Here is a 22,270-nt window from a genome sequence, read left to right on the forward strand (position 1 = left end):
TTCATTTTAATCACGACTGACACAGTGCGATAGAAAGGTTATTTCTGTCTCACTGTGTTCTTTTTTGAGACGGCAATTCCCTGGATACTCAATTAATCGAGGTGCCCTATACATAGAAAGCCCTATAATAATGCTAATACACTCTATTCCTTTGCAGACATCATCTTTTACCATGAGAAGCGAAAATCAAGAAAGATATATAAAAATGGAATGTGGACACTGTAAAAATGATGTCTCCATGAAAGTTGTTGTTGATGAGCTTCCAGTTCCTCTTGAATCAACACATCATGGCGATGGCTACTATTCTAGCTTAAAAGCATATTATGATTTACTACTATGCCCAGCGTGTAAGGAAGTAACTTTACGCAAACATCTCTGGGATGATCATCTAGAGCCAGAGGTAGAGTATAAGATTTTATATCCTCAGTTCATAGGGGCAACACATAATTTAGATTCCAATGAGTTATATCACTTTCCTGAGAAAGTCAGAAAGGCATATAAAGCGGCATTGACAGTGAAAAGTATTGATGCGAATGCCTATGGGGTTTTACTAGGAAGAACTCTTGAATCTGTATGTATTGATCAGGAAACAGTCGTCAAGGGAAATCTATATAATTCTCTTCAAGAAATGTCGAAAAAAGGCAAGATTCCTGATAAGTTATTCAGTATTGCTCGTCGCCTCAAAGATTTCAGGAATGTTGGTGCGCACGCTTTCATGGGTGAGTTAACAGAGGAAGAAATTCCTATTCTAGAGAAACTTTGCCAAATGATTCTTAGCTACCTTTATGAACTTCCTATGCTTGATAGAAATTCTGAACAAGTCCTTGATAGTTTAAAGAAAAAGAACGCTGAGTCGAGATAAAAATCAAGACAGCCTTGCAGCAACTTGTTCTAATCATCAAACAAAAGGGCATCTCGATTAATTTCCTTATTGCGAATCTGAAGAGCCTAAAACTACTGAAATCTCGTGCATATTTTCAACAAGATTTGTATTTTTCGAGGTACTCTTTAAGAGAAAGGCTATATAGAAAAGATGCTTTTTTTGGGCACTAGCGCACCTCAAAAACTAATCTATCCTAAGAACTTTCTATTGGCCACCTTCTCTTTCACTAGCTGCCCTGCCACCGCAAGATCTTCCAAGACTATCGGTTTGCCAAGGATAATTACAGGGATCTAAGGAATTAAAGATGCTCCCACCTCCTGTATAATAGGGTTGAGATCGATTACGCCCCATTTCTCCATACATCTCAAGTATTAATCGAGATGTTTCCGCACGACTCTGAGCCATAGCTTGTGCAATAGCAAAATCATAATTCTGAAGATCGGCTTCGATCTGCGATGAAGGATTTACAGACTGCGACGAAGGATTTACAGCGGGAGAAGAAAAATTAGGATTAGGATTATTGAGATAAACACCATTGCCAGGTGTATATCCTCCTACAACTCTCCCGTCAGTAGTTACTATCTTCAGCGATGCCTGACTAGTATCCTCAGGCGTACGAGCTTCTGCCCAGATGCTCCAGATCTCTGTCGCTACTCGATTCTGTACTTCCCTGGTTTGGTAGTCCCACGCTGTTGTTACTTCAAGCACTAAAGACTTAAATTCTGAATCATCATTTGAATCAACTCTAACATCAGAGAAAAACATGGCGTCAGGATCAGATGATCTTAGTCCCTCTTTGAGCTTGCCTGCCATTGCGTATGATTGTTCTAATTCCCATGCATGTATGTCTGCCAAGAAATTGTTGAAATATTCTATCCACCCTACGGCATCATCATAATAACTACTGTTTTCTGGTATTTTCTCAAGCTCTATCATAGCCTCATCTATGGCTTCCGCAGTCATTGGAAGATTTCCAGAATTAAGATATTCGAGCCCAATCTTCATTTTCTCTTCTGAATTAATCCAATGCTCCTTACCTGGATCTGAAAAGAAACCTGAATTCCAAAAAAATAGAGAGAATCCCAGCCACAGGAACAAGGTGAGACAGGCTAAAGCGGAAAGGCCAATAAAAGTGAGAATTTTTACGTCGTGACTTCTCTTTTTTTCAGAAGGTAAGGTTTGAATATTGCCAGAATCCAACTCAAGGCTAAGTGACCAGGTTGTATCTCCTCCTAATGTCTCTGATTCAACAATTAGTTTTTTGAATCCTTTCGGTTGAATTTTGCCAATACCTTTGAAAATATAGTCAGCCATCAACTGATCGATTTTTATCTCCGATCTAACTCTCACCCTAAGGACAGAACCTGCGTGAGTAACACGAGCTACCATTTTCTTGCTTTTTAAGGATGAATTTATTAAAGATTCAATAGCCTTAACATCACCATTTTTAGCTGAGCTTAGAAGAGAATTTTCCATGACTATTAACCTAAACAGGGCAAAAATTAGGATGCGATCCAGACGCAGTTTGCTTGTGCTATACCAATCTAATATGAAAGTAAGTGAAAGAAAATCATACCAAAACGTTATGAAGCTGGACAAACCCTAAAGAGCTGAAACCCTTGATTCACAGGCCTTCCATGCCCTGGTTTATGCTCATCCTCATGTCTGATTGGTATTAGACTAGAGCCTTTTGCTCACAAATCTTGCAGGCGATAGACTATGGTGCTCCTTCTAAAGTATTGATATAAGCTTTTTATTTCGTCTCAATCTCCGAAACTACCACGCAGCAAGACACTCAGATGTCCGCAATCCACTTTTGTCAGTCAACCAGACCCTTATCATCTGAATCTAGATCTAGCATTCCCAGGCTGATCTGAAAGTATCTATCGGTAAGGTAAAGAATCATGAAGGAGTCGCTATGCAAGCTATGTGGTGAGGAGTGCTAGACAGAAGCTATATAGCCATGATCCATCACCCTGCCCCTGAGGCATCCTAGAATCATTAGCGCTGGCAATTTGTGTTCCTGCCCTATGGTGTCCGATCTGCAACCGACTTCACCCGACTGGGGGCGCTTACAACGGGCGCTCTCGGTGGAGGCTGAGAGCGGCTTTAACGACCTGGTGGGCAAACATCAGACCTTCAGCGAGTTTTTGCGAGACAGTTTGCAACAGCCGCCGGGAGTGTTGCCGCCGGATCAGCAGCGGTCTTGGCAGGATTTGGCCCAAAAGTATAGCGACTACGGGGACTTGGGCTTTGCCCAGCGGCAGCATTTGGTGGCGGAAACGCGGCGGTTTTTGTATGGCACCCAGCGGTTGCTAGAGCAGTTCAGTAAGACCAAAGCTCAGCGGGGCCAAACGGTCGGGGAATCGGGGGCATCGACGACTAGCGGAGCCTCTGGCCGTGGGGGATCATCCCCAGACTCAACGACCACGAGCCAAACGCCGAAGCGTAGCCCCAAGACGGCCCAGGTGGCGGCGAGTCCCAGCAGTTCTGGCTTTGGGTTAGATCAGCCCCTCACCTACCTGAAGGGCATCGGCCCCAAGAACAGTGAGCGGCTGGCCAGGCTGGGCCTGTTCACCGTGCAGGATGTGCTCTATTACTATCCCCGCGACCACATCAACTATGCCCAGCAGGTGAAAATTCGCGACCTGGTACCGGGGGAGACCGTGACCCTTGTGGGAACGGTGCGGCGGGTGAATTGTTTTACCAGTCCGCGCAATAAGAATCTGACCATTTTTGAGCTGCAACTGTCGGACGGCAGCGGCAACCTAAAGCTGAATCGGTTTTACCCCGGCAACCGCTACGCCACGCCCAGTTGGCAGCAGCAGCAAAAGCGCCAGTATCCCCAGGGGGCGGTGGTGGCGGCTTCGGGGCTGGTGAAGGAAGGCAAGTATGGCATGACGCTGGAGGATCCGCACCTAGAGGTGTTGGACAGCCTCAGCGACCGCATCGAATCCCTCACCATTGGGCGGCTGGTGCCCGTCTATGCGCTGACGGAGGGGGTGACGGCGGATCTGGTGCGAAAGGTGGTGGTGGCCTCGTTGCCAGCGGTGCCATTGCTAAAAGACCCCCTGCCCGTGGATGTGCGGCAGCGGCAGGGCTTGGTGGCGTTGGATAAGGCCATCGCCCAGATCCACTTCCCCGACGACGAGGAAAACCTCACCCAGGCCCGCCGCCGTTTGGTGTTTGACGAGTTTTTCTATCTGCAACTGGGCCTTTTGCGTCGTCGGCAACAGCAGCGCCAGCAGCAAACCGCCATCACCCTGGCCCCCACCGGGGAGTTGATTGATCGGTTCTACGGCATCCTGCCCTTTAAGTTAACCGACGCTCAGCAGCGGGTGGTGAACGACATTTTGGCCGATTTACAGCAGCCCATCCCCATGAATCGCCTGGTGCAGGGGGATGTGGGTTCCGGCAAAACCGTGGTGGCGGTGGTGGCGATGTTGGCGGCGATTCAGGCGGGCTACCAGGCGGCGTTGATGGCCCCCACGGAAGTCCTCGCCGAGCAGCACTATCGCAAACTGGTGGAGTGGTTCAACCAACTGCACCTAACCGTGGAACTGCTGACCGGATCGACCCGTGCCGCCAAACGCCGCAAACTCCTGGGCGAACTGGCCACCGGGGAACTGAAAGTCCTAGTTGGCACCCATGCCCTGATCGAAGACCCGGTACAGTTCTGTAGCCTGGGCCTGGTCAGCATCGACGAACAGCACCGCTTTGGCGTGCAACAACGGGCGCGACTGATGCAAAAAGGGGCCAATCCCCACGTGCTCACCCTCACCGCCACCCCCATCCCCCGCACCCTGTCGCTGACCCTACACGGCGACTTGGACGTCAGCCAGATCGACGAACTGCCCCCCGGACGCAAGGCCATCCAAACTACCCTGCTCACCAACAAAGACCGCACCCACGCCTACGACCTGATGCGGCGGGAAATTGCTCAGGGTCGCCAGGTCTATGTGGTGCTGCCCCTGGTGGAAGAATCCGAAAAGCTCGACCTCAAATCTGCCGTGGACGAACACCAGCGCCTTGCGGAGGAGATTTTCCCAGAGTTCACCGTCGGCCTGCTCCACGGCAAAATGTCCTCCGCCGAAAAGGACGCGGCCATCACCGCCTTCCGCAATCGGGAGACCCATATCCTCGTTTCCACTACCGTCGTGGAAGTGGGCGTCGATGTGCCCAACGCCTCGGTGATGCTGATTGAACACGCCGAACGCTTTGGCCTGTCGCAACTGCACCAGCTCCGGGGGCGGGTGGGCCGTGGGGCGGCGCAATCCTTCTGTTTACTACTCAGCAGCAGCAAAAGCGAAAATGCCCTGCAACGGCTGCGGGTACTAGAACAGTCCCAGGACGGCTTCTTTATTGCTGAAATGGATCTGCGCTTTCGGGGGCCGGGGGAAGTGCTGGGTACAAGGCAATCCGGCTTACCTGACCTGGCCTTGGCGAGTTTGATCGAAGACCAGGACGTACTGATGCTGGCCCGTGAAGCGGCGGAAGCTTTATTGAATGAAGACTCTACCTTGGCCCGTTATCCTCGGTTGGCCCAGGAACTCCAGCGTCGCTACGACAAATTTATGGGCGGGGCAATTATGACTTAAACCCAACGCTGAGACTCAATTCGGCTTGCTTGCCCCCGGCTCACACGGGCGAGGAGACCGCGTCCCTACGGTTTGCTGGGCTGGGAATCGGGGTTTTCCAAAAGGCAGAACGTAGGGTGAATTCGCGGCTCCAACCATGTCTGGCAACGTCCTGATCGATTTGATGATCCGCAATGCACCCCTGGGAAATCGGGGGTAGCCAAGCAGGATTTGGTATTACTCCCGCAGGCTGGCTTGGAGGTAGGTGAGCGAGGACTGCCAGTGGATGGTTTGGCCTGTAAGCTGGCGTTGGCAGAGGGTTTGGATAGTGGCTAAATCTTTTTCTGACAAGTAGGGGGCAAGTTGGTCGCGATAGCTAGGGGGCTGATGGCTGACCGTAAACCAGCGCTGCAACAGGGCTTCGGACAGGTAGATTCTAGTGTGGAGTCGGTCGGTAGACGACTGTGCCGTAAATCCGACTTGATGCAGTAGAGTTTCTAGGGTGTTGGCTTGCCAGTTAAAGCGGGGATCGTCGCTGGATTGCAAGGCTTTTTCCTCGGCTTGCTGCCAGCGTTTGACCAAGGCTTTGCTGAGGGTACTCGTATCCACCAGGCTAGAAATGCGCTGGCTGTGGCGGGGGATGGTTTCCACCAGCAGCACGACACCTCCAGGGGCTAGCCAGCGGCGCAGCACTTCCACAAAGCGCTCACGATTCACCGCTTGGCCAAAGGCGTTGCGGCCTACGATGCGCTCAAAGGCCAGATCAGGACTGTGGGCCGAGAGGTAGGCTGAGAGGGCTTCATAGTCGGCATGGACGAGGACGGGACGGTGAAGTTCAGGCAGGGTAGCACTTTGTTCGGTGAGAGCTTCGTAGTCTTGGGCATTGTGAACCCTGGCGTAGACCTGACCTTCGGGCACACGGCGTAGGGCTTCCCAGGTCAGCAATCCGGTACGGGCATGGAGATCCAACACCCGATGGTGACGCTGGGGTGGGGCGAGGTCAAACAGACGATCTCGCACCTGGCCGAGTTGGGCTCCGGCTTGGCTGAGGGTACGTTGTAGCCAGCGATCACGGGCCGGATCATCGGGGCTGTAGGTCAGCACGTCCGGCAACACACTGGAGCCATCCACCAAGGCCGCTAGTTGGGCCTCTCGTCGCTGGGCTACCTGGGTTTGCAGGGCCGCCTCGTAGCCCTGGCTGGAAGGTTCGTAGAACACCTGCCCCTGGAGGCCGTTCGGGAGATACTGCTGCGCCACCCAATGATCGCGGTAGGCATGGGGGTAAAGATAGCCCTGACCGTGGCCCAGGTCGGCTTTGTCGCGGTTGGCGTCCCGCAGGGGGTTGGGGACTGCCGCTTCGCGCTCCCGTTCCACCGTGGCCAGGGCGTCAAAAAAGCCCATGGTGCTGTTGGATTTGGGGGCCGTCGCCAAATACAGGGTCGCCTGGGCCAGGGGATAGCGCCCCTCCGGCATCCCGATGCGGTCGAAGGCGTCGGCGCAACTGGTCACCACCGCTACCGCCTGGGGGTCGGCCAAACCCACATCTTCGCTGGCCAGAATAATCAGCCGCCGCAGAATAAACCGAGGATCTTCCCCGGCATAGACCATCCGCGCCAGCCAGTACAGAGCGGCATCGGGGTCGGAACCACGCACGCTTTTAATAAAGGCGCTGATGATATCGAAGTGGGCGTCCCCTTCTTTGTCATAGAGCACCGCCCGCCGCTGGATGGATTCTTCGGCCACGGTGAGGGGAATGGTGATGGTGCCGTCGTCGCCCGCCGGAGTGGTTTCCACCGCCAATTCCAGGGCATTCAGCAAGGCCCGCGCATCGCCATTGGCTACGTTGACGAGGTGATCCAAAGCCTCCGGTTCCAGGTGAATGGGCCGATTGCCGTAGCCCCGATCTGGGTCGGTCAACGCTTGGTGGACGACCTGCCGCAATTCCTCTGGCCCCAGGGATTGCAGTTGGAAGAGGCGGGAGCGGCTAACCAGGGCCTTGTTCACCTCAAAGTAGGGATTTTCCGTGGTGGCTCCAATCAAAATCACGGTGCCGTTTTCCACCCAGGGCAGCAGCGCATCCTGCTGAGCCTTGTTGAACCGATGCACCTCATCCACAAACAAAATCGTGCGGCGACCGTAGCGCCCCCGCAAGTCCTGGGCCTGGGCAATGGCTTCCCGCAGGTCTTTCACCCCGGCCAGCACCGCATTCACCGCAATAAAGTGAGCGCTGGTGGTGTTGGCGATGATCTGGGCCAGGGTGGTTTTGCCCGTCCCCGGTGGGCCAAAGAAAATCAACGACGACAACTGGTCGGCCTGAATCGCCCGCCGCAGCAACCGCCCCGGCCCCACCACCGCATCCTGACCAACGAACTCATCCAAGGTACGAGGCCGCATCCGTGCCGCCAGGGGAGCCTCCCGGTCAATCTGGGCTTGGCGGTTGTGGTCGAACAGATCCATAGTTAAGCCAACCCTCGATACACATGTTCCGGTTTATATACTGCTGGAACACAGGCAAATACACCACCTTAGAAAGGCGTTCCACCTCATCCTTCGAGTCGTCGTCTACGGGTAGCCTGGTGATGTTGTGTGGTGCGGTAGCAGGTTTGGGGTAGATCGGGGCAGCGGAGATAGATCGGCCCCTGAATCCAGGGTTTGCGCACGGCGAGGAAGTCGTTATGGTCGGGGTTGGCAAAGTCGATCACCCACAGCAGGGGTTCGCGGAGTTGGCCAGCCGTCCTGAAAGATTTACCTGGGTCTTGGATACTCTAAGCTAAGTGACCTAGTACTCAGTCAAGAAATCAATGACGGGTAACGCTTGCGCCAAAATCTTCTAAATCAGTAGTTGTGGCCTTATCTTAGCCGTCAATAAATATATTAAATATATTGACTGAACACTATGGCAGATTTCACTGGGTTGAAGTACGTTGCGATGATCTCCCCTGCCCCCTTATCAAGGGAGGTAAAGAGTGAGCCTTAGACCGCTAGGTACTGGGGGGATCTAGAACCCAGCAACGGTGTATCTCACGCTATCGAGAACCGCTATAGCTTGTATTTAGCCTACCTGACTCTAGATCCTACATTCCGCAGGTTGACAAATCACTCACCAGAGGCATTGTAATAACGTTCAACGGGTGGCCCCAAAAGGTGAGTAATGAGACGACGTTCCTCATTGAGATTGCTAATCTGTGCTCATCGAGTATGCGTTTGTCCTGGCGGGGGGATGGGGGATAGGGAAAACTGCCATAATAAAAGTAGGGCCAGATTCAGATCGCCAAGGCTTATCCCTGTCGGTGCTGTTTTGGAGGAAACCATGATTCCACAAGCGATGTCCACCCCCTCTGCTACCACCTCGAATCTCCTCAACCAAGTAGCGGATCGGACGAGCCCTCGCCCCCAGTCGCCCCAGGTGGTGCAGGCGTTGTTGGATACCGAACGAGCGGCAAGACATCCCCGTCCGTCCCTGGCGCTGGAGTCGCTCCTCGGCCAGTGGCAACTGCGGTTTACAGCCCCCAATAAGCCCGCCTATAAGTCGGGAGTGCCCACGGGCAAAGGCTTCTACTGGCCTGTCTTGGTACCAGGTACCATCCGCTTCAGCCGTTCTGTTCCCGTCAGCCCTGGCCCAGTGTCGGACGCCTCGATCCCAGACACCTCAGTCCTAGATTCGTCAACGGCGGACGCCCCAACCTCAGCGTCCCCAAGCCCAGATCGGCTAACCATCGAAAACCAAATTCGGCTTGGTCCCCTGGCCCTGCAATTTAGTGGCCCCGCCAAGTTTTTGGCCAAACAAAACCTACTGGCCTTTGATTTTGTGCAGTTGCAGGTCTCTGTGGGCGGTCTGCGTCTGTTTAAGTTTCCCATTAAGGGGCGGTCTAGCTCCGAGGATTTTGCCACCATCCCCATCGCCAAGCTGCCCTTTTTCGCCTTTTTTGCCGCCACCGAACAATACCTCGCGGCCCGTGGTCGAGGGGGCGGCTTGGCCCTGTGGGTAAAGCAGGCCACCGCCACACCAATGGGGTTACAGTAAAACAACACCCTTGCGCGAGCCCTCTTCCATGCGGCAGTTTTTGAAGTACACCCTAGCCAGCCTCACTGGGTCGATTTTGTTCTTTCTGCTGGCGGGCTTTTTGATCACCCTGGGGGCGATGGGGTTAATGGGGGTGCTCATCGCTAGCCTCGCCCGAGACGGGGGCGTTCCTACGGTGGAAAAAGACTCGGTTTTGATCTACGACTTGGCCACCCTAGTCCCCGATTCCCCCACCTTTCAGGGGCCAGAAAGTTTTGTCCTCAATGGCCCGATAGCCCCCCAGGTCGCTCTGCGGCAGGCCGTTCTCGCCCTAGAAGCCGCCGCTGAGGATGATCGCATTGTGGCCCTCTACCTTAAGGGCAGTCCGACCACCTTGGGTATTGGGTTGGCCAATCAGCAGGAACTCGCCCAGGCCATCACTCGCTTTAAGGAATCCGGCAAACCCATCCTGGCCTACGCCGTCGGCTGGAGCGAACGGGAATATGCCCTCGTTTCCCTGGCAGATACCCTCTACTTGCATCCCTTTGGCGAACTGGAGATGAATGGGCTTTACAGCGAAACTCTGTACCAGGCCGATGCCCTAGAAAAGCTGGGGGTTGGGGTACAGGTCACCCGTACCGGAGCCTATAAATCGGCGGTGGAGCCCTTCACCAACAACGCCATGAGCCCAGAGGAACGAGAGCAGACCCAGCGCCTCCTGCAAGACCTGTGGCAAGGGCTGCTGAGCGATATGTCCCAGGCCCGATCCCTGACTCCCCAGCAGATTCAGGCCATCGCCAACACCCAAGGCTTTCTATTTGGAGAGGCGGCAAAAACCCAGGGGTTGGTGGATGAACTGGCCTACGAAGATGAGGTGGTAGCGGCTCTGCGGGAACTCACCGGGGAAGAGGCCACCGATGGGGAGGAGGAAGGGGCTGATTTTCGGCAGATTGACCTACCCACCTACGCCACCACCGTGGAGGATGACTGGGCTAACCGCACCGCCAAGGCCAAGGTGGCGGTGGTCTATGCCGAAGGCCCGATTGTCTATGGCGAAGGCGGCACCGATGGGTTAAGTCCCGGCCTGATTGCCGGAGATGCCCTTGCCCACCAACTCCGCCAACTGCGCCGGGATGACCAGGTGAAGGCCGTCGTACTGCGGGTCAACAGTCCGGGCGGCAGTGCCCTAGCCTCGGAGGTGATTCTGCGGGAGGTGCAGCTCATCCAGGCCGAGGGCATTCCCGTGGTCGTGTCCATGGGGGACGTGGCCGCCTCTGGCGGCTACTGGATTGCCGCCAGTGCCGATGCCATCGTGGCCCAACCCGGTACCATCACCGGGTCGATTGGGGTGTTTAGCCTCTTCCTCAACCTAGAAGACCTCAGCGACACCGTGGGTTTTAACTGGGAGACCGTCAAAACCGCTGAACTGGCCGATATGTTCACCCTGTCCCGCCCCAAGACCGTTCAAGAACTAGCTATTCTCCAATCCACCGTTGACTCCCTCTACGGTGCCTTTTTAGATCGGGTAGAAGCAGGCCGACAGTTGCCCCGTGCCCAGGTGGCCGATCTGGCCCAGGGCCGAGTGTGGTCGGGCCAAGCCAGCTACGATCTAGGGCTGGTGGATGAACTAGGGGGGCTTCAGGTTGCCCTTGAAAAAGCCGTCGAACTGGCCGAACTGGGCGACGACTGGCGCTTAGTCAGCTACCCCGAACCGAGCGACTGGCAACAATTTTGGGCCACCTTCCTCGGATCCCAGGCCCAACCCAACCCCGATCCCCTCACAGCCCAAGTCCAGCAGATTTGGGGAGAGCACCTCACCCTTGTGCAGACCCTCAACGACCCACGCGGACTCTACATGCGACTGCCCTTCACCCTCAGGATTGATTGATACCCAGGGCGGGATTGTGAGTTAAGGGGGATGGCCTGCAATGTCGTGGACTCGCAGCAAATCCGCCAGGGTGGCACAGTAGGGATCCATGCCAAAGCTGGCCGGGTTGACGGCTCCCTGGTAGACAAAGTGGCGATATTGCAGGCAAAAGTAATCCCAGGGAGCCATTTGCACCCGAAAGATCTGAATCAACAGATTGGCCAACCCCAGGGACAGGGGTACCCGAAACCAAATACGCTGACCGAAATAGTCGCTAATTTGCTCCACCGCCTGATTCACAGACAGGGGCGGATTCCCAATCACAAATTCCCGGTACCCCTGGTCTGATGGGTGCTCTATCAGATGGTTCACGACCGTAGCGATGTCCTGGGCATGGGAAAAATGGAAGCCCGCATCGGCCTGGAAGAACCGCACCAGCCCCACCCAGCGGGTCACATCCTGCAACCCCGCCGAAATAAAGGAGTAGGGTTTGTCCTTATCGCCCCCGAAGACCAGCGTGGGAAACACCGTAGTAATTTTGGGATAGATAGCTAGTTCTGGGAGCCGTTGGTGGCACTCGTACTTACTGCGAATGTAGTCGGTGCCAAGGGTGCCCGCCTCGGCGAGGGGTTGGCGGTGACGATCCAAAATGCTAGCGGTGGAGAAGTAAATCACCTGCTGGCAGCGGTCAGGATCCAACATGGACATCAGCCGCAGATTGTGGCGCACATTGGTGCCAAAGACATACTCCTCATCCCCTCCCCAGGCCGCAGCGGTGAGGATAGCGATCTGTATGGTGGGGAGCAGATCGGCGTACTGATCAATATCTGCTAGACCGCCCTGGAGAATATGCACCCTGGGGTGATCCGCCACGGGCAGGCGCAACTTTTCGGGATACCGCAACAGCAGGTAAATGTCGTAGCGATCCACCTGCAACAACAGTTCAAGGAGATAGTGTCCAATACAACCGCTGGCTCCGGTCATCAAGACCCGAAGTGAGCCTTGGGCAGTGGGATTCGATGCTGAATTATCCAAACTGTTCTCGTAATCCTTAATCAATCAATGCTATCGGCAAGGTGACCGTTCCCCTATTCTCACCTGTGGCGGGATGAAATCCAAGTCTAGCCGTCACGGTTGCCCTCAATACCGGGGAAATTGGCGGCAGGCTAGATCCAGTCCTCGTCCGCTTCATCGTCCCAATTGCTGGCCGCTTGGGTGTTTTGGGTCACTTGGGTGTCTTGGGGATAGCGGTCTAGCGGTGGCTTTTCTGGAGGAACCTTGGCCGAAGTCGTTGGGGCGAAGGCTGTATCCACGTCCTCTGCCTGATTTGGGGAGTCTGGCTGTGGGGGTGACGGTTGTGGAGGTGACGGTTGTGGGGAAGCTGACCGCTTCGCCAGGGAGGAGGGGCGTGGGGGAATGTCAATCACCGTTTTTGTAGGCTTCGGGGCGGTTTTGGCCCGCACCAAGTCCTGCACCCAGGTCACCAAGCCTTGGCCACGCTCTCCCCAGGTCATGCCCGTTTTAGGGCTAGCGGATTGGGAGGGAGCAGTAGTGGCGGTTGAGCGCTGATTAGCCTGGGCGATTTGGGGGCGTGGGGAGGCTGAGGGCTCTATCGTCCTTGCCGAGGTTTCCAAGATTCTGGGGATGGAGGACTCCTCCGGCCCTTCCACCGGATCGACGAATTCATACCCCACTGCCTTCAATGCCGATACCCGAATGCCTGCCATAGGAACCGTGGCGGCGGCAGGTGTGGGCAACCATCGGCGCAGGGGCGTTTGGCGCAGAATATCTAGGGCCAGGGCGGTCATTTCGCGGCGGAAGGTGGGCCAGGAATCGGCGGTGTAGGGGGTCTGCTGAGCGACGGGAGTGCGCTTGCGGCGCAGGGTGAGGGTTTGCCAGCCCAGCCAGCCCATCAGGCTAATGCTAGCGAGATGTCCGACCAGTTCCGTCGGGGTGATCTGGCTGGCATCCAGCCACAGAATTAGCGCATAGAAACAGCCCACCCCACTCCAAAAAAAGTCGTGGCGACGGTGGACTTCTGGGAAGAAAAAAGCCGCCAGGTAAAGGGTAACGCTGCCCAGCCCCACCAACCCAGCCAAGACCCCGGACAATAGTTGTATGGCCATGTCCCACCCCCGTCGTCCATCCTGCATCCCTCCCACTCTATCGCAGGTCTGGCGATGGCCCGATCCCAAATTCTGAGCGAATCGGGGGGATTCCGGTTTGGGGAGGTGGAGTGGGGGGCTAGGCCGCTCCGGCCTTTTTGGAAAAGAGCACCAGAATGGTTTTGAGAATCAGCTTCACGTCGTACATCAGGCTCCAGTTTTTCTGGTAGTCCAAGTCCATGCGAATCACGTCCTCGAACTTTTTCACACTAGAGCGACCGTTGACCTGCCATTCCCCCGTCATTCCCGGCTTCACATCTAGACGCTGCCATTCCGGCACTTTGTATTGCTCAATTTCGTCCGGGGTGGGGGGGCGAGTCCCTACGAGGCTCATCTCTCCCCTCAGCACGTTCCAAAATTGGGGCAGTTCGTCGAGGCTGGTGCGGCGCAGAAAACGACCTACCTTGGTGATGCGAGGATCGTTTTCGTTTTTAAATAGCGGCCCTTCCACCTCATTTTTCACCTTGGCCTTGAGGGCTTCGGCATCGGTCACCATGGAGCGAAATTTCCAAATGTAGAACCGCTTACCCAGCCAAGAACAGCGCACCTGCTTGAAGAAAATGGGGCCACCGTCCTCCAGTTTGATGGCGATGATGATCGGAATCGCCAGAATAGCGGTAATCCCCAGCCCCACCAGCGCCCCCACAATATCCATGGCCCGTTTCCCCTTGGAATGAACGGAAGGATGGGTGGTGATCTCCGCAAACTTGACCTCTGGTGAGGCCACATCGGCTTCATTGGTACCTGGTTCTAAGGTAAACAGTTGATCCAGGTCGGTCATCGTCAGCACCATGCGCACCTGTTCGCGCACGCCCCGCAGCACTATGGCAATGTGCTGTTGCTGGCAGGCTCGGTAGGAGATCATGAGCGCTCCCAGCCCACTGCTGTCCATAAAGGTGGTATCGCTGAGGTCAATCACAATAGTCTGCGGCGAGGGCTGCTGCTTGCAGTATGCCTTCACCTGGCGTTCAAACTCCACCGCCTCGACCACCGTTAAGTTAGGAGGTACTGAAACAACACAAGTCAACAAGGTAATCTCGTCCTAGGCGACTGAGTGGGGGGCATCCTGATTAAAAGCAAAGGCTGAGGTCATACAAGTATCCCCTAGAGAACCAGGGACGACAAGATGTAGGTTAACGATGGCGTAACGTTGGCGTAACGTTACGCCCAGAACCCTGCGTAGAACTCAACCCTCTTGGCGACCATCCGCGTCCCCATCGCCTCGGTCAAGACACAGCGGTTGCTCAACGGCCTCGTGATCCGACTGGTGTCCCAGATTTGATCGCGGGTCGTGGTAGCCAGGGGGATTAGGGCAAGGTGGGCGTTTCCTCCTCCGGTGGCTGTGGCGCTTGTGGATTGATGGGGGCCAGCGGTGCCTTGACCAAGTGCCAAGTGCCCACGGTGGCGATTATGTCGTAGCCCTGCTCTGTGGGGACGGGGAAGCGTTGACCATTGCCCCAGGCATACTCCCCTGGGGGTAGGTCGGCCCAGTCGCTAATAGCCACCCCCAGGTTAGGGGAATAGAAGGTGAGCAGGATGGTGTCGCGGTCGCCGCTGGGTTGCAGGAAGTACACGGCATTTTGGGCCAGCACCGAGGCCGTCGGTTCTGTGGCAAGGCTGGCCTTGAGGGCGGGGTTGTAGTTGCCCCACAGGCCCGTGGCAAAGGTGGCGGCAATCAGCAGCCATGGCCCCAATAGCCAGCTCCACTGCCAGACCCGCTGTTGCGATTGAGACACGGGAGAGCGTCGCCCCACCGCTAAGCCCCAGGGCAGCAGCCAGCCCACGCCGCCCGCCATGCCCAGCCAGCCGTAGGCCCGCAACTCCGGGGTAAACAGAGCCCCAGGGGCCAGCAACACCGCCACCCCGGCAGACGCCAGCAGCAGCCCCAGCACCCCAATCGCCCAACTGAGGCCCACCGCCACCCGATAGCGATGGGGTGCCCGTGACCGATACCAACGCCCCAGATATTGCAACCCCACCGCCGCTAGCAGGGCCACCAAGGGATAAAGTTGCAGCGAGTAGTACCAAGTGCGGGTATTAAACAGGCTGAGCAGGATAAACAGCACCACCGGATAGCCCAGCCACAGGGTACGACGGCCCATGCTAGGGTTGCGCCAGACCAAGCCGACTCCCACCAAGGCAAAGAGCATCCAGGGAAAGGTGGTGGCGGGAATGTGCCACAGGTAGTAGGTCATCGAAGCGGCGGGGTTGAAGGTGGGGACGGGGCTTTGATTCCACTCTTGGGCCAAAAATAGAAGCTTGCCAAACAGGTGCTGAAAGGGTAACCAGCCATAGCGAGCCGAGCTAGCGCCTAGCCAGAATGCGGTCGGTACGATTCCCAGAGCCAAGCCGAGGTATAGCCCTGGGTTCTGCAAATGGCGATGGCTTTTGCGACCCCACACCAGGTAGGGCAGCAGTGCCACTATGGGCAGAAAAATCATCACGCTTTTCATCAAAAAGCCCAGGCCCAGCGCGACCCCCGCCAGACCGCCCCACCACCCGCGTCGCCGGGGGTGATCCTCCGCCTGAAGCAGTCCCCAAATGGCTAGCAGTTCTAGAAAAACTAGGGGAACATCCTGGGTCGCTAGCTTACTGGAATGCATCCACAGGGGCATCACGGTAAAAATTGCCGCCCCCCACAGCCCCGTACTCGGAGGCCACAGCCGTTGGCCAATCTGCCAGGTCAGCACCACCGCCCCCAGGGAAAACACCATGCTGGGCAGACGGGCCGACCATTCACTGCGGTCAAACACGAGGTAACTCAGGGCGATCAACCAATTCGCCCCAATGGTGCGGTCGAACACAGGCTGGCCCCACCAGCCCACGGTGACCCCATCTTGATTGTCCAAAATCCAGCGGGCCTGTTGGGCATAATAGCCTTCGTCGTAGGCCATCAGGCTTTGGTGGGGATGGTGGATCAGCAGTAACGCCCCCGTCCACAGCACCAGCCACAGCCAGCTCTGTCCAGCGACCCCACGTAGACTGCCGTTCAGGCGTTTAAGGTATTGTCTCACCCGTTCTAACGTCCTAGAAAAACCTTCGTAGGTTATATCATTAGCCCTGGATACATCGCCGCCCGATGGCCGTTCTCGGAGTTGGATTCGGTGTCGAATGTTGCTGGGTGTCGCCATGGATTTGTCCCCGCCGCTGTGGCTCAATGCCGCCTCTCCCCCGACCCCGGAGGCATGGTATAGGGCGGTGCAAGGGGCGGTTTCCCACCGAGAACCGCCGCTACCTCTGACGGGTTGGGCGGCTCAGGTGCTTTGGCAACGACAGATCATTTCCCTCGATGCCATCGACGGTTTTATCGACGAGTCCGCCTACGTCCCCACCCCCGCCAGTGCCTTTGGGGGGCCGATGGTCAAGGCCGTGAACCGCCTCAAGCAGGCCATCGAGAACCAGGAAATCGTCACCATCTGGGGGGATTTTGATGCCGATGGCGTCACCGCTACCGCCGTTTTGTGGGATGGGTTAGGCCAGATCCTCGACCAGGGAAATACCCTGCGCTACTACATTCCCAATCGGCTACGGGAGTCCCATGGCCTATCGAAGGCGGGCCTGGATCAGGTGCGGGATTGGGGCACGGGGCTGATTGTCACCTGCGACACGGGCAGCACCAACCTTGAGGAGGTAGCCTACGCCCAAGCCCTCGGCATGGAGGTGATCATTACCGATCACCACACCCTACCGGAGGTGGAACCTGCCGCCATGGCGTTGATCAACCCTCGCTATTTTCCGGCGGATCATCCCCTGGCGACCCTGTCCGGCGTCGCCGTGGCCTACAAACTGGTGGAGGCGCTGTATGAGGCGCTGGAGTCTCCCCCAAATTTTTCCCTAGACCATCTCCTAGACCTGGTGGCCATTGGCCTGATTGCTGACCTGGTGAACTTGACCGGGGACTGTCGCTACCTGGCCCAGCTTGGCTTGCAGCGACTTCAAACCCACCTGGCGGACAACCCTCCCTACCTGCGACCAGGGGTTAAAGAATTGTTGACCCTCTGCAAAAAGACCGGGGATCGGCCCACGGATATTTCCTTTGGGCTGGGGCCGCGCATCAATGCCGTCAGCCGTATCCATGGCGACGCCAGCTTTTGTGTGGAACTACTCACCAGCCAAGATGCCGACCGCTGCCGCAAACTCGCCTACGAGGCCGAACTGGCCAACACCCGTCGCAAGGGGCTACAGCGAGATCTCTACCGTCAGGTGATGGATCGGGTTGCCGCCATCGATTTGGCCACGACTCACTGCATCATTCTGGCCGATGAACAATGGCCTACGGGCATTCTGGGCTTGGTGGCTGGGCAGGTGAGTCAAGCCCTCGGTCGGCCCACCCTACTGCTCACCATAGACCCGCCTATGGATAACGGAGAATGGCGACTCGCACGAGGATCGGCCCGATCTGTTCTAGGGCTAGACCTGTACGAGATCTTCCAATCCCAAGCCGATTTGCTGACCAGCTTTGGCGGCCATCCCCTTGCGGCTGGGCTAACCCTGCCCGTGGAACGACTGGCCATGTTCACGACAGCGATGAACCGAGCGGTGCGGGAAGCGCTGGGTAGCGGCATCCCTCAACCGAGTCTGACGATTGATCTAACGGTTGCCGTGACAGACTTGGGGCAAGATCTATTCCGAGAACTCAAACTACTGGAACCCTACGGTATGGGGCATCCCGTCCCCCGTTTGCTGATTCGGAATGCCTGGTTTGCCAACACCTTCCACCGCAATCTGCGTGATGCCACCAACCAGGGGGTCAGCTTCATCAAAACCGAGTTTGAACTGTGGGACGATACCGCCACCACTGGCTTTCCGGGGGAATGGTGGGGGCATTACAAAGAAGAACTTCCTGACGGTCGCTGTGATGTGGTGGTGGAGTTGGATCACAGCCAGCGCCAAGGCTACCACCTCAAACTGGTGGATGTGCGCCCTGCCGCCGAGGATTTGGGCATCATTCAGCCTGATGTTGGCCTAATTCCTGATGTTGGCCTCCTTGCTAGCCCCCTACCACGGTTAGACGCTAGCCCAACCGCCAACACCGAGTCCAGACATACCGAGTCCCCCATCACTGTCTGGCAGCGGTTAGTCGGCATGGCCAAATACCTAGCCCGCACCCAAATCGCTGTGCCCCGCGATCACCTGAGGGAACGCCTGAGAATTTCAGAGGTTTCCCTAGACCTTGGCCTGCGGGCCTTAGCGTCAGTTGGCCTATCTCCCCATTTCACCACCGAAGCACCGGATCGCATCCAAATCACGATGGCCCCACCAGCCCCTACCGACCCCCAGCCCCTACAACACTTCCTAGAAGCCATCGCAGAGGAGCAATTCCGCCAGCGCTATGCCATGGGTCGTCTAGGCTAGTGGCCCGTCCTAGTCCATGGGCGGCTTCACCACCATCACCGTACAGGGCGCATCGGCCACCACCTGACTGCTCACGGAACCTGCCAGAATCCGATCCACCCCCGTCAGGCCTCGACTGCCCAACAAAACCAAGTCGGCCTGGTGAATGTTGGCCAAACGGATAATTTCGGTTTCAGCATTGCCCTGGACGATCTCAAACCGAGTCTCTAGACTGGATCCCTGACCCGATGGCGGATCGGCCAACTGATCGGCGCAGGATCGGAGGTACTGTTCTAACTGGCCGTGGGGAAAGTCGTGATCAGGGGGCAGAGGCCGATATGCATCCTGTCCGGCGGTGTCCTCGGCGTAGGGCAACACATGGACAAAAACCACCGTTGCGTCCTCCTCCAACCGCAGCTGTCGGGCTGCCACCATCACCGCTTGGTCAAAGGGTGTACGGTCTAAGGCAATCAGAACAACGTCAAACACAGGCACCCTAACCCCTTGGCAACGGCTGAACAGGTATTGTACGCCAACTCGTCCAGGCTATACCCGATCCGACACCGATTGACCGTGGGAGGGCAAGCCCTCGGCTTCGGTGAGCACGGCAATGGCCTCAGAGACCTCCTGAAGGGCCTTGGGGGTGTACTGAATGAGGCTGGAATGCTTCATGAAGGTTTCGGTGCAGAGGGGTGAGGCATAGCGGGCTGCGCCGGAGGTGGGCAGGGTGTGGTTTGGCCCCGCCAGGTAGTCGCCAATGGCTTCCGGGGTGGAATGGCCGAGGAAAATGGCCCCCGCATGGCGAATGTGATCCAGCAGACTCCAAGGATCGGCCACCTCAAGCTGGAGGTGTTCCGGGGCAAACTGATTCGACAGATCCGCCGCCTGCTCTAGGGTGTCCACTACCACCGCAAGGCCGTAGTTGGCGATGGATTTCTCGGTCAGGGTTTGGCGGGGATGATCCGCTAGCTGACGGGCCACCGATGCCGCCACCGCCTCTGCCAAGGAGGCACTGGTGGTAATCACAATCGACGCCGCCAGGGGATCATGCTCCGCCTGGGCTAGCATATCCGTAGCTACATGGTCGGGGTTAGCGCTGTCATCGGCAATCACCAACACCTCCGACGGCCCCGCCAGGGAGTCAATGCCCACGGTGCCAAACACCAGCTTTTTGGCTAAGGTCACATAGATATTGCCGGGGCCAGTGATCACATCCACCGCAGGAATGCTCTCGGTCCCGTAGGCCAAGGCTCCAATCGCCTGGGCACCGCCCACGCGGTAAATCTCAGAAATTCCTGCCTCTTGAGCTGCCACCAGCACCGCCGGGGTAATGGCCTTGTCGGGGCCGGGGGGCGTCACCATCACAATGCGGGACACCCCCGCCACTTTGGCCGGAATGGCGTTCATCAGCACGGTGCTGGGGTAGGCGGCGCGACCACCAGGGATATAAATTCCCGCTCGATCCACCGGGGTATATCGTTTCCCAAGCACAATCCCATTGTCTTCAAACTGCACCCAGCTTTTCGGCAACCGCCGACGGTGAAAGGCTTCAATGTTGCGACAGGCGACCCGCAGCGCATCCAGCAGCGACTTACTCACCTGCTGATAGGCCGCATCCAGTTCCGCCCCCGTCACCCGCAAACCCTCTGGGGTCAGCGCCACCCGGTCAAAGTCCTGGGTATATTGCACCAGCGCTTGATCTCCCTGGCGCTTAACCGCGTGCAGGATCTCGCGAACGGTCGCCTCCTTGTGAACAACCTGATCGTCGTGGGTGCGGGCACAGATACGCTGTAACTCGGCCCTTGCCTCAGTGATCTGATGAGTGATGCGCAGCATTACGGCGGATGGGTTCGGATAGATTCGACGGTCAACGGTGGCCCTGGGGATCGTCCCCCAACGCTCCCCAGTCTTGAACCTAGGTTAGTCGTTGTGTTCTATACAGGATAGTCGATTTATTGGGCAACTTGCCTTCCGCCCCCCGACAAGTTGCCGTTCTAGGGCGGCTATGCAAACGGGGCAAACGGATAAGCCTGCTCAATCTGCCAAAATTTGAGAATGGCTCAGAAAATCCTGTCATCATTCTGTTGAATGGCAACATCTGGTGCTAAGATGTTATATCCAGATCAAGCATAATCTTGTTAAGCTAGGGCATACTGTGGCAAACATTAAGTCTGCGCTGAAGCGCATCGAAGTTGCCGAGCGGAATCGGCTCCGGAATCGTTCCTATAAGTCAGCGGTGAAAACACTCAGCAAATCCTACTTGGCGGCGGCTGAGGCGTACCAGGCTGACCCCACTCCAGAGAACCTGGCGGCGGCGGAAGCCAAGATGGCAACGGCCTACAGCAAAATTGACAAGGCCGTTAAGCGGGGTGTGCTACATCCCAACACCGGGGCACGGAAGAAGTCTGGTTTGGCGCGGGCACTGAAAACGAAGGACAGCCAGGGTACCGAAGCAGCGTCCTAGGAACGGTTTGGGTCAAATATCGCCCCTGTTTTCTACGTTGCTGCCCCCCGACTATGCCGCTGGTTGACACCCACGTACATCTCAACTTCGACACATTTGCTGACGATCTTGACGATCTAGCTCAGGCTTGGCGAGAGGCTGGGATCGTGCGGGTGGTGCATTCCTGCGTGGAGCCCAAGGACTTTCCGGCCATGCAGGCCATTGCGGATCGGTACCCTGAGCTTTCCCTGGCGGTGGGGCTGCATCCCCTGGATGTGGATCAGTGGGGGGCCGATACGGCGGCGGAGATCGGGCGACTGGCTCGGTCGGATAGCCGGGTGGTGGCGATTGGGGAGACGGGGCTGGATTTCTTTAAGGCCGATAACGCTGAGGTTCAGCGGGAAGCCTTTTGGGCACAGCTCACCCTGGCCTCCCAGATGTCCCTCCCGGTGATTATCCACTGTCGTGATGCGGCGCAGGCCACGGCGGATCTCATCCGTGAGTTTCAGCAGGCCGTTGGCCCTGTGGGCGGAGTCATGCACTGTTGGGCTGGAACCCCTGAGGAAACCCAGTGGTTCCTCGATTTGGGGTTCTACATCAGCTTCAGCGGCATTGTCACCTTCAAAAATGCGCATCAGGTGAAAGCCTCGGCTCAAATTGTCCCAGCCAACCGACTGCTGATCGAAACCGACTGCCCCTTTTTGTCTCCTGAACCCATGCGTAAGGAGCGTCGAAATCAGCCCGCCTTTGTCGGCCATGTAGCCCGCTACCTGTCCGAGCTGCGCCAGGTGGAGTTTCAGGTTTTGGCGGAAGTCACCACCCGAAATGCCTGGGATCTCTTTCAGTGGACTGAACCCATTCCCTCTGCCGAGAGGATGGCGGCTCTGGCGACTGGATAATCTATTGGCATGACACCGTATTTTGCCGCTCGATTAACGGCCCCAAGGTTCGTTCGTTTCAAGGTTTTACTGTGCTGAGGTTCGCCATCCTGCCCCCTA

The 22,270-nt window shown here is 56.6% G+C and carries 16 protein-coding genes; 7 read left to right on the forward strand and 9 right to left on the reverse strand.

Annotated elements, in window-relative coordinates:
• Nucleotides 1–238 precede the first annotated feature (238 nt).
• On the forward strand, nucleotides 239–862 hold the full coding sequence (locus H6G62_RS11585) for a DUF4145 domain-containing protein (protein WP_190495227.1): 624 nt from the start codon (nucleotides 239–241) through the stop codon (nucleotides 860–862).
• 225 nt (nucleotides 863–1,087) lie between these two features.
• Here the strand turns inward: H6G62_RS11585 and H6G62_RS11590 are convergent, their stop codons facing one another.
• Entirely contained in the window at nucleotides 1,088–2,359 is a 1,272-nt protein-coding gene (locus tag H6G62_RS11590) for a hypothetical protein (RefSeq protein WP_190495229.1), read from the reverse strand.
• 554 nt (nucleotides 2,360–2,913) lie between these two features.
• Here H6G62_RS11590 and recG point away from each other — a divergent pair.
• Nucleotides 2,914–5,481, forward strand: coding sequence for an ATP-dependent DNA helicase RecG (gene recG / locus H6G62_RS11595; protein WP_190495231.1), 2,568 nt, complete (start codon nucleotides 2,914–2,916; stop codon nucleotides 5,479–5,481).
• Nucleotides 5,482–5,697: 216 nt separating this feature from the next.
• Here recG and H6G62_RS11600 read toward each other — a convergent pair whose 3' ends face one another.
• Nucleotides 5,698–7,917 carry an AAA family ATPase gene (locus tag H6G62_RS11600; protein WP_190495233.1) on the reverse strand — a complete coding sequence of 740 codons (2,220 nt, stop codon included), beginning with the start codon at nucleotides 7,915–7,917 and terminating at the stop codon, nucleotides 5,698–5,700.
• 86 nt (nucleotides 7,918–8,003) lie between these two features.
• Nucleotides 8,004–8,162 carry a hypothetical protein gene (locus tag H6G62_RS11605; RefSeq protein ID WP_190495234.1) on the reverse strand — a complete coding sequence of 53 codons (159 nt, stop codon included), beginning with the start codon at nucleotides 8,160–8,162 and terminating at the stop codon, nucleotides 8,004–8,006.
• 608 nt (nucleotides 8,163–8,770) lie between these two features.
• Between H6G62_RS11605 and H6G62_RS11610 the strand changes: the two genes are divergently transcribed.
• Together H6G62_RS11610 and sppA are read left to right on the forward strand one after the other, a co-directional pair.
• Nucleotides 8,771–9,484 carry a hypothetical protein gene (locus H6G62_RS11610; protein WP_190495236.1) on the forward strand — a complete coding sequence of 238 codons (714 nt, stop codon included), beginning with the start codon at nucleotides 8,771–8,773 and terminating at the stop codon, nucleotides 9,482–9,484.
• A 10-nt stretch (nucleotides 9,485–9,494) separates the two neighbouring features.
• The gene (sppA, locus tag H6G62_RS11615; RefSeq protein ID WP_242051942.1) at nucleotides 9,495–11,351 is read left to right on the forward strand and encodes a signal peptide peptidase SppA; all 1,857 of its coding nucleotides are present in this window, start codon (nucleotides 9,495–9,497) and stop codon (nucleotides 11,349–11,351) included.
• A 21-nt stretch (nucleotides 11,352–11,372) separates the two neighbouring features.
• Here sppA and H6G62_RS11620 read toward each other — a convergent pair whose 3' ends face one another.
• From H6G62_RS11620 to H6G62_RS11635, 4 genes are all read right to left on the reverse strand, one after another.
• Nucleotides 11,373–12,365, reverse strand: a complete 993-nt coding sequence (locus tag H6G62_RS11620; protein WP_242051943.1) for an NAD(P)-dependent oxidoreductase — start codon at nucleotides 12,363–12,365, stop codon at nucleotides 11,373–11,375.
• Between the two features lie 131 nt (nucleotides 12,366–12,496).
• The gene (locus H6G62_RS11625; RefSeq protein ID WP_190495238.1) at nucleotides 12,497–13,456 is read right to left on the reverse strand and encodes a Ycf66 family protein; all 960 of its coding nucleotides are present in this window, start codon (nucleotides 13,454–13,456) and stop codon (nucleotides 12,497–12,499) included.
• A gap of 118 nt (nucleotides 13,457–13,574) precedes the next feature.
• The gene (locus tag H6G62_RS11630; RefSeq protein ID WP_242051944.1) at nucleotides 13,575–14,522 is read right to left on the reverse strand and encodes an anti-sigma factor antagonist; all 948 of its coding nucleotides are present in this window, start codon (nucleotides 14,520–14,522) and stop codon (nucleotides 13,575–13,577) included.
• Nucleotides 14,523–14,802: 280 nt separating this feature from the next.
• The gene (locus tag H6G62_RS11635) at nucleotides 14,803–16,509 is read right to left on the reverse strand and encodes a glycosyltransferase family 39 protein (RefSeq protein ID WP_190495241.1); all 1,707 of its coding nucleotides are present in this window, start codon (nucleotides 16,507–16,509) and stop codon (nucleotides 14,803–14,805) included.
• A gap of 115 nt (nucleotides 16,510–16,624) precedes the next feature.
• Here H6G62_RS11635 and recJ point away from each other — a divergent pair, with 115 nt between their 5' ends.
• Complete coding sequence (gene recJ / locus H6G62_RS11640; RefSeq protein ID WP_190495243.1) at nucleotides 16,625–18,850, forward strand: single-stranded-DNA-specific exonuclease RecJ; 2,226 nt, start codon at nucleotides 16,625–16,627, stop codon at nucleotides 18,848–18,850.
• Between the two features lie 9 nt (nucleotides 18,851–18,859).
• Here the strand turns inward: recJ and H6G62_RS11645 are convergent, their stop codons facing one another.
• Complete coding sequence (locus H6G62_RS11645) at nucleotides 18,860–19,318, reverse strand: universal stress protein (protein WP_190495245.1); 459 nt, start codon at nucleotides 19,316–19,318, stop codon at nucleotides 18,860–18,862.
• Nucleotides 19,319–19,375: 57 nt separating this feature from the next.
• Nucleotides 19,376–20,665 (reverse strand): histidinol dehydrogenase, encoded by a 1,290-nt coding sequence (gene hisD, locus H6G62_RS11650; RefSeq protein ID WP_190495247.1) that lies wholly within the window; start codon nucleotides 20,663–20,665, stop codon nucleotides 19,376–19,378.
• Between the two features lie 319 nt (nucleotides 20,666–20,984).
• On the opposite strand from hisD, the gene rpsT reads away from it, so the two are divergent.
• Together rpsT and H6G62_RS11660 are read left to right on the forward strand one after the other, a co-directional pair.
• Nucleotides 20,985–21,293, forward strand: a complete 309-nt coding sequence (rpsT, locus tag H6G62_RS11655; RefSeq protein ID WP_190495249.1) for a 30S ribosomal protein S20 — start codon at nucleotides 20,985–20,987, stop codon at nucleotides 21,291–21,293.
• Between the two features lie 53 nt (nucleotides 21,294–21,346).
• On the forward strand, nucleotides 21,347–22,171 hold the full coding sequence (locus H6G62_RS11660; RefSeq protein WP_190495251.1) for a TatD family hydrolase: 825 nt from the start codon (nucleotides 21,347–21,349) through the stop codon (nucleotides 22,169–22,171).
• Nucleotides 22,172–22,270: the final 99 nt, after the last annotated feature.

The organism is Phormidium sp. FACHB-1136, assembly GCF_014697375.1.
In the GTDB taxonomy this organism is placed as follows: domain Bacteria; phylum Cyanobacteriota; class Cyanobacteriia; order Phormidesmidales; family Phormidesmidaceae; genus Nodosilinea.

Bases quoted from the DNA above. Each gene is read 5' to 3' on its own strand.
- H6G62_RS11585 (WP_190495227.1), top strand. From the start codon at position 239: ATGAAAGTTGTTGTTGATGAGCTTCCAGTTCCTCTTGAATCAACACAT.
- H6G62_RS11590 (WP_190495229.1), bottom strand. From the start codon at position 2,359: ATGGAAAATTCTCTTCTAAGCTCAGCTAAAAATGGTGATGTTAAGGCT.
- recG (WP_190495231.1), top strand. From the start codon at position 2,914: ATGGTGTCCGATCTGCAACCGACTTCACCCGACTGGGGGCGCTTACAA.
- H6G62_RS11600 (WP_190495233.1), bottom strand. From the start codon at position 7,917: ATGGATCTGTTCGACCACAACCGCCAAGCCCAGATTGACCGGGAGGCT.
- H6G62_RS11610 (WP_190495236.1), top strand. From the start codon at position 8,771: ATGATTCCACAAGCGATGTCCACCCCCTCTGCTACCACCTCGAATCTC.
- H6G62_RS11625 (WP_190495238.1), bottom strand. From the start codon at position 13,456: ATGGCCATACAACTATTGTCCGGGGTCTTGGCTGGGTTGGTGGGGCTG.
- recJ (WP_190495243.1), top strand. From the start codon at position 16,625: ATGGATTTGTCCCCGCCGCTGTGGCTCAATGCCGCCTCTCCCCCGACC.
- hisD (WP_190495247.1), bottom strand. From the start codon at position 20,665: ATGCTGCGCATCACTCATCAGATCACTGAGGCAAGGGCCGAGTTACAG.
- H6G62_RS11660 (WP_190495251.1), top strand. From the start codon at position 21,347: ATGCCGCTGGTTGACACCCACGTACATCTCAACTTCGACACATTTGCT.